The sequence below is a fragment of the Amycolatopsis sp. NPDC051106 genome (assembly GCF_040682775.1).
In the GTDB taxonomy this organism is placed as follows: Bacteria; Actinomycetota; Actinomycetes; order Mycobacteriales; family Pseudonocardiaceae; genus Amycolatopsis.
On the sequence record NZ_JBFBBQ010000026.1, the window covers coordinates 102,470 to 109,586 of the forward strand.

8 protein-coding genes are annotated in these 7,117 nt (G+C 71.5%); 4 read left to right on the plus strand and 4 right to left on the minus strand.

Translation table 11 applies throughout. The annotated features are described in order from the left end of the window. Positions 1-28 precede the first annotated feature (28 nt). A complete protein-coding gene (locus tag AB0M83_RS21185; RefSeq protein ID WP_364519440.1) occupies positions 29-1,144 on the plus strand; it encodes a serine hydrolase domain-containing protein in 1,116 nt (371 codons plus the stop codon). Continuing rightward, the gene (locus tag AB0M83_RS21190) at positions 1,141-1,572 is read left to right on the plus strand and encodes a hypothetical protein (RefSeq protein ID WP_364519442.1); all 432 of its coding nucleotides are present in this window, start codon (positions 1,141-1,143) and stop codon (positions 1,570-1,572) included. Before AB0M83_RS21185 ends, AB0M83_RS21190 begins: the two co-directional genes overlap by 4 nt. A 57-nt stretch (positions 1,573-1,629) precedes the next feature. Here the strand turns inward: AB0M83_RS21190 and AB0M83_RS21195 are convergent, their stop codons facing one another. From AB0M83_RS21195 to AB0M83_RS21210, 4 genes are read right to left on the minus strand one after another with little or no spacing between them, the layout of a single operon-like run. Then, positions 1,630-3,087 carry a hypothetical protein gene (locus AB0M83_RS21195; RefSeq protein WP_364519444.1) on the minus strand — a complete coding sequence of 486 codons (1,458 nt, stop codon included), beginning with the start codon at positions 3,085-3,087 and terminating at the stop codon, positions 1,630-1,632. Positions 3,088-3,105: 18 nt separating this feature from the next. Further along, positions 3,106-3,537 carry a GtrA family protein gene (locus AB0M83_RS21200; RefSeq protein WP_364519446.1) on the minus strand — a complete coding sequence of 144 codons (432 nt, stop codon included), beginning with the start codon at positions 3,535-3,537 and terminating at the stop codon, positions 3,106-3,108. Further along, positions 3,534-4,526: a glycosyltransferase gene (locus AB0M83_RS21205; RefSeq protein WP_364519448.1), complete on the minus strand. Its 993-nt coding sequence runs from the start codon at positions 4,524-4,526 to the stop codon at positions 3,534-3,536. The genes AB0M83_RS21200 and AB0M83_RS21205 overlap by 4 nt, the downstream gene beginning before the upstream one ends. Positions 4,527-4,558: 32 nt before the next feature. Then, positions 4,559-5,356, minus strand: coding sequence for a TIGR03619 family F420-dependent LLM class oxidoreductase (locus AB0M83_RS21210; RefSeq protein ID WP_364519450.1), 798 nt, complete (start codon positions 5,354-5,356; stop codon positions 4,559-4,561). Between the two features lie 56 nt (positions 5,357-5,412). On the opposite strand from AB0M83_RS21210, the gene AB0M83_RS21215 reads away from it, so the two are divergent. Both AB0M83_RS21215 and prmC read left to right on the plus strand, forming a co-directional pair. Continuing rightward, positions 5,413-5,760, plus strand: coding sequence for a MerR family transcriptional regulator (locus AB0M83_RS21215; RefSeq protein ID WP_364519452.1), 348 nt, complete (start codon positions 5,413-5,415; stop codon positions 5,758-5,760). Positions 5,761-5,856: 96 nt separating this feature from the next. Beyond that, positions 5,857-6,723: a peptide chain release factor N(5)-glutamine methyltransferase gene (prmC, locus tag AB0M83_RS21220; RefSeq protein WP_286002373.1), complete on the plus strand. Its 867-nt coding sequence runs from the start codon at positions 5,857-5,859 to the stop codon at positions 6,721-6,723. Positions 6,724-7,117 lie beyond the last annotated feature (394 nt).

Sequence of the window (7,117 nt, forward strand, 5' to 3'; positions counted from 1 at the left end):
TTCGCTCCCATGGAGGAAGGACACTGTCGTGCAGCACTCACTGGACACCGCGGGACTGGACGCGGCCCTCGAGAACGTCCACCGCGCCGGGATGCCGGGCCTGTTCGCCGAGGTACGGGCCGGCGAGCAGGTCTGGCGCGGCGCCGCCGGGGTCGCCGACGTCGGCACCGGCCGGCCGGTCACTGCGGACCTGCGGCACCGCGTCGGCAGCATCACGAAGACGTTCACCGCCGCCGCGGTGCTGCGGCAGGTCGAGAACGGCGAGATCGGGCTCGACACCCCGATCGGCCACTACCTGCCGCGGCTGGTCCCCGGCGAGCGCGGTGCCGCGATCACCGTCCGGATGCTGCTCGACCACACGAGCGGGCTCGCCGAATACCTGCCGTACGCCTACCCCTCGCTCAGCGCGTTCCCCGACCTCGCGAAGACCGGGCCCCAGAGCTTCGACGACCACCGGCTCACGCGGTTCGACCCCGTCGACCTGATCGGGATGGGGGTCGCCGCGCCCGCCGTCGGCACCCCGGGCGGCGCGCCGGGGGTGTACTCGAACACCGGCTACCTGCTCCTGGGCCAGCTCCTGGAGCACGTGACCGGCACCGCGGCCGAGAAGCACATCACCCAGGACGTCATCGAGCGCGCCGGCCTCCGGGACACCGGGTTCCCCGAGGGCACGGACGTCGAGGGGCCGCACTCGCGGCTCTACGAGGCGTGGTTCGGCATGATCGACCCGCCGCGCGACTACAGCGTCTTCGACATGTCGTGGGTCGGGCCGGCGGCGGCGCTGGTTTCGACCGTCGCGGACCTCAACCGGTTCTTCCGCCTGCTGCACGCGGGCGAGATCGTCGGCCGGACGTCGCTCGAGCAGATGCGGCGCACCGTCCCGGTGATCTCCCAGGAGGGGAAGCTGATCGACTACGGCCTCGGCCTGCACCCGATGGAGGCGCCCGGCCAGGCCACGTTCTGGGGCCACGGCGGCACGGTCTGGGGCGGCGGGGCACTCGCCGCGATCCGGGCCGACGGCGAACGTCAGCTGGCCGTCGCCATGAACCTGCAGAGGTGGAACCGCCTCGACTCGGGCGTGCCGCAGCCGCACCCCATCGACCGCGCGCTCGCGGCGTTCCAGCAGGTGGCGATGTACGGATGATCGCCACGAACCGCGTGCCTGCAGTGCTGGGGGCCGGGCTCGTCCTGACCGTCCTCGCGGCGATCTTCCCGTTGACCGCTACCTCGCTGCTGGCAGATCACCTCCGCGCCGGCTATCCCGCTTACACCCCGGCGCAGATCGGCTCGGCCGTCGCCACCTATCAGGCCCTGCTGTCCGTCATCGGCGCTCTGGGCGTACTCGCCTGGCTCGCGACGATCCTGGCGGTCAAGGCGGGCAAGCGGTGGGCCCGCGCGGCCGCGACCGTGGGGCTCGTGCTCGGCGCCGGCGTGGGCTTGGCGGGGCTGCTGATCCGGGACACGTCCGGCGACACCGGCTTACCGCCGGCGCTGGGCTGGGCCGGGATGGCACCCTGCCTGGCCGGCGTCCTGGCGGTCGCCTGGCTGTGGACGAGGCCCCGCGCGGCGTGACCGCCACGGCCCGCACGCCGTGCCGACCCGCGTGCTCGCGGGGTCGACACGGCGCCGTCAGCGGAGGGCGGGCTTCTCCGGCTCGCGGAAGGCCTCGAAGACCTCGGTCACCGGCTCCTCTTCGGGCGCGGCTTCCGCCACCGGCCGAGCCGACCGCGGGAAGAAGCTCAGCACCGCGAACACGAACGCCAGGAACGTCGGGAACAGCGTCAGCAGCTGGTGCTTCACGCCCTCGACGCCTTCGCCCAGCGCGGACAGCCCGAACTGGCCCACCGCGAACAGCAGCAGGAAGAACACCACGACGCCGTACTCGCGCGCGCGGCGGCGGAACGCCCGCACGCCGGCCCAGCCGATCAGCAGCCAGAACGGCACCAGCACGAACAGCCCCAGCGGCGCCGCCAGCGCGGACAGCCCGGAGAACACCGGCACCCGGTACTCCTGGGCCATCTTCGGGAACCCGGCCGACTCGGCGAAGCTGCCCAGCCGGGACGGGCGGGCCGTCAGGGTGTCGACCGCGCCCTGCTGGAGGATCTGCACCGTGCGCGCCGGGTGGGACGCGTAGTACTGGACCACGTTGCGGCGGCTGATCTTGTCGCGGAAGCCGTTGTAGTCCGCGTCGGTCCACGGGTGCGCCGCCCACCAGCCGGTGCCGATGAACTTCTTCGCGCTCGGGGGCAGGCCCAGCGCCGCCAGGTCGGCGTCCGTGTCGTGCTTGCCGTCCACGATGCTGTCGAACACCACGTGGTACATGTTCGCTTCGCGGTACTCGGCGTTGGCCGGGTCGCCGTGGGACTGCACCGCCGCCGTCCCCGCGCCCACGACCACCAGCACACCCAGCGGCAGCAGCCACCGGGCCCGGCCCCGCGCGCCGAGCGGCCGGATCAGCGCCAGCGCCACCACGAACAGCGGGATCAGCAGCAGCGTCTGCGACTTCGCGTTGATGCCGATCAGCGCACCCACCACGGTCAGCGCGGCGCCCCAATAGCGCCACGCGCCCGTGCGGTTCATCAACAGCAGGCCGCCGGCCATCAGCAGCATCCCGGCGAACCCGGCGCCCTCGCTGAGCACCGAGGCGAAGTAACCGAAGAACGCCGAATCGGCCATCACGAGCAGCAGCAGCACCGCCGCGATGACGCGGTTGCGCCGGCTCAGCTCCAGGCCGAGGACCGTCGCCGCGACACCGGCGGCGACCAGCACGCACGTGATCGCGCCGAGCACCAGCAGGTTGAGCTCCGCGGACGAGCCGAGCACCTTCCCCAGCTTGCTCGCGAACCAGTCGAGCCACGCCTGGCTCGAGATGTAGTCGCTCTTGCAGGCCGAACCCGGCCCGTAGCTGAAGTGCACGTAGAACTCGGAACTGAGCTCCGGGTGCCGGCCGCCGAGGTCGCACAGCAGGCGCCAGCCGTCACCGTTGTCGGCCATCCCGACCGGCCTCGGCACGAGGAACCGGACCAGCAGGACGCCCAAGGAGAGGACGAAGACGCCCAAGCCGAAGCGCAGTTCACGAGATCGCACTCGGAAGAGCGTACGAGATCACGCAGAGTCGGCGGGCGCTGCACCGGGAACGGGCGAAACGGGCCGGTGCCGGAACACCACGTAGTGGTAGAGCAGGTAGTTCCAGAACAGCCCGACGACGATCGCCGCGCCCTTCGGCACCAGCAGGTTGACCCCCGGGAACAGGCGGCCCACCAGCGTGATCACGCCGAACTGGATCACCCAGAGCCCGAACGCCGTCACCCCGAAGAACAGCAGCGCCTGCTTCCGGATGTCGCCGTCCTTCGCGCGGAACGTGAAATTGCGGTTCAACGTGAACGACAGCAGCATCCCGGCCGTCGTCGAGATGAAGTTCGCGACGAACGTCGGCACGCCCAGCGTCGCCAGCAGCGCGTAGCCCAGCGCGTCGACGAGCGTGTTGCCGATTCCGACGATCCCGAAGCGGACCTGCGTGGCCGTGACGAACCTCATCGGGCGGCGCTCCGGTTTTCCTCGATGGTCTCGGGGATGCCGGTGCGGACCGACGCCACCGTGTACAGCGGCCGGTTCTGGACCTGCGAGTACGTGCGGCCGATGTAGCTGCCGAGCACGCCCAGCATGATGATCTGGATGCCGCCGAGGAAGAACATCGCGATGGTGATGAACGCCCAGCCGGGTACCGCGGTTTCCGGCGCGAACAGCTTCACGCCGACGACGTAGAGCACGCCGAGGAAGCTCAGCAGCGAGATCAGGTAGCCCATCCGCGTGATCATCCGCAGCGGCGTCGTCGAGAACCCGAGGATGCCGTCGGCGGCGAAGCGCAGCATCTTCGTCAACGGGTAGCCGGTGACGCCGGCGTGGCGCTGGTCGCGGTCGAACAGCACCGCCGTCTGCCGGAACCCGACGTAGCTGACGAGGCCGCGCAGGAACCGGTCGCGCTCGCGGTACTTGCGCAGCTCGTCGACGACCTTGCGGTCGACCAGCCGGAAGTCGCCGGTGTTCTTCGGGATCTCGACCGCGGCCATCTTCTGCAGGAACCAGTAGAAGGCGGTCGCGGTGAACCGCTTGAACGGCGAATCGCGACGTGACCGGCGCTGCGCGTAGACGACGTCGTAGCCCTCTTCCCACTTCTCGAGCAGCTCGAGGGCGACCCTCGGCGGGTCCTGCAGGTCGCTGTCCATGATGATCGTGGCGTCGGCGTCCACCAGGTCGAGTCCCGCGGTGACGGCCATCTGGTGGCCGAAGTTGCGGGACAGCTCGACCACCGTGACACGGGGATCGCGCCCGCCCAGCTCGGTGAGCCGCTCCAGGGACGCGTCGCGGCTGCCGTCGTCGACGTAGATGAAGCTGAAGTCGTACCGCCCGGCCAGGGGCGCGGTGACCTCGTCGACCGTGCGGTGCAGCAGGTCGATGTTCGCTTCCTCGTTGTAGATCGGGAAGATGAACGCGACCCGGTGGCGCGTGGTCGGCTCGGTCGGCACTGGCGCTCCCGGGGGTCGGCGTCTCGGGCATCCTAGAGATCGGCGACGCCCTCGGCGAACACGGTCATCCGCTGTCCGTAGTCCTCGGCCGGGCCGAAGTGGACGGCCACCGCGTCCGCCCCGGCCAGGATATACGCCCGGAATCGCGCGATGGCGGCCCCGAGATCGCCGCCGTTCCACTCCATTCTGGCGGTGACCCGTGTTTCGCGGCCGTTTGTCATGCCGGTGAGCTTTTCGGCGCGTTCGCCGACTTCGGCGGGGGACAGGCCGGCGCTCATCCAACCCGAACCGATCCGCGCGGCCCGGCGCAGCGCGACGTCCGAGTTGCCGCCGACGGTGATCGGCACCGGCCCGGCCGGCCGCGGCTCGAAGTACCCGCCGCGGGGGCCGCGGCCGGTGCGCAGGAGTTCGGCGAGCAGGTCGAGGGTGGCGTCGGTCCGCTTGCCGCGCGTCCGGAAGTCCGCCCCGACCTCGGCGAACTCGGGCTCGTTCCAGCCGGCGCCGATCCCGAGGTCGAACCGGTGCCCGGAGAGCGCATCGAGCGTCGCGACCTGCTTGGCCAGCGCGAACGGCTCCCGCAGCGGCACGATCAGCACCGACGTCCCGAGCCGGATCCGGTCCGTGCGGGCGGCGATGTGGGCCAGCGTGACCAGCGGTTCGTAGACGCCGCCGAAGACGTCGCCGAAGGCGCCGGGCGGGATGAGGTGGTCGGGCAGCCACGCGGCGTGGTAACCGAGGTCCTCGGCTCGCCGCGCGAGCTCGGCGGGCCGCGCGGGGTCGAGGTCCGGTTGTTCGTTCGGGAGCACGACTTCCAGGAAATGTCCGGTCATGCCGGCGACGTTAGGTCTTCACATCGGTGTGAAGGTCAACCTGCCAGGGGGTCGGAATGCGGATCGGCGAGCTCGCGGGACGCACAGGAGTCAGCACGCGGCTGCTGCGCTACTACGAGGAGCAGGGCCTGCTGACGGCGGCGCGCGACGGCAACGGCTACCGGGCCTACGACGAGGACGCCGTCGTCCGGGTGCGGCAGATCCGGCGGCTGCTCGGGGCCGGGCTGACCACCGAGGTCATCGCGTCCGCGCTGCAGTGCGCCCGCGGGGAGGAGGCGCACCTCGACCTGTGCCCGGAGCTGGCCGGGCTGCTGCACCGCGAGCTGACCGCGATGGACGACCGGATCGGGGCGCTGCAGCAGCGGCGGAGCGCGCTGGCCGGGTACTTGTCCGCCGAGGGCTGAGGGTGCCTCGATACGCTGGACGGCGTGGGACCGGCGCGTGTCCTCACGGGGGAGTTCCGCCTGGTGTGCCAGGCTTGACGAGGTGAAGGACGACGAGTGAACCGGCAGCCGCTGCGCCTGGCCATCATCGAGGCCACCCGGATTCTCGAACGCGCCGGCGTCGCCTCGCCGCGGTTCGACGCCGAGGTGATCGCGGCGCACGTGCTCGGGGTCGAACGCGGCCGGCTGCCGATGGTGCCGCTGGTCGACCCGCCGGTCATCGAGGCCATCGGCCAGCTCGTCCAGCAGCGCGCGAAGCGGATCCCCCTGCAGTACCTGACCGGCTGGGCGGCGCTGGGGGAGATCACGGTCGCGGTCGGCGCGGGGGTGTTCGTGCCGCGGCCGGAGACCGAGCTGCTGCTCGAGTGGGGCGTCAAGTTCCTGCAGGGGCGCGAGTTCCCGGTGGTGGTGGACCTGTGCACCGGCTCCGGGGCGCTGGCGCTGGCGGTGGCCCACGCCCGGCCGGACGCGGTGGTCTACGCGGTCGACGTCGACCCGCAGGCGCTGGCGTGGGCGCGCCACAACGCGGACGTCCACGCGGACGCGGGCAACACCCCGATCCGCCTGTATTCGGGCGACATCGGCGACCCGACGATGTTCGCCGAGCTCGACGGCCTGGTCGACCTGGTGCTGTGCAACCCGCCGTACGTCCCGGAGGGGACACCGGTGCCCCCGGAGGTCGCGGAGCACGACCCGCCCCGCGCGGTGTTCGCGGAGGAGAGCGGCCTGGCGGTGATCCGCCACGCGATCGCGGCGGGGGCGCGGTTGCTGCGCCCGGGAGGCGGACTGGCGATCGAGCACGACGACACCCACGGGTCGGCGGTGCCGGCTTTGGTGCGGGCGCGGCGGGTGCTGACCGGGGTCGAGGACCACGCGGATTTGACGGGGCGGGCGCGGTTCGTGACGGCTCGCCGGCTGGGCTGACCCGCCTCGCGCGGCTCCTGGAAATCGAGACGTCGTGAATGACTCATTCACCTCGTCCGGCGACATGAATGAGTCATTCAAGACGTTTGGCCGCAGCCGACCGTGCGAGCCGGTGGCGCCACCCCGACTTCGCCGGGACCCTGGCACCTGACGTTGCCAACGGACCGGCTCGCCGGCTGGGCTGACCCGCCTCGCGGGGGCGCCCCCCGTCTTCCACGCTACCGGCGGCCACCGACAGTTTCGGGCGCGTTTTCGGGTGGCGGCCGGACTTGTCCACAGCGCGGGGCGAGCGCCCCAATGTGGCGTTGGTTGCGTCTCACGCACCCAATGTGGCGTTCGGTCTCTCGACACCCCCGAACACACGGAACACCCCGCGCTCAGCACCGCGGTCGCC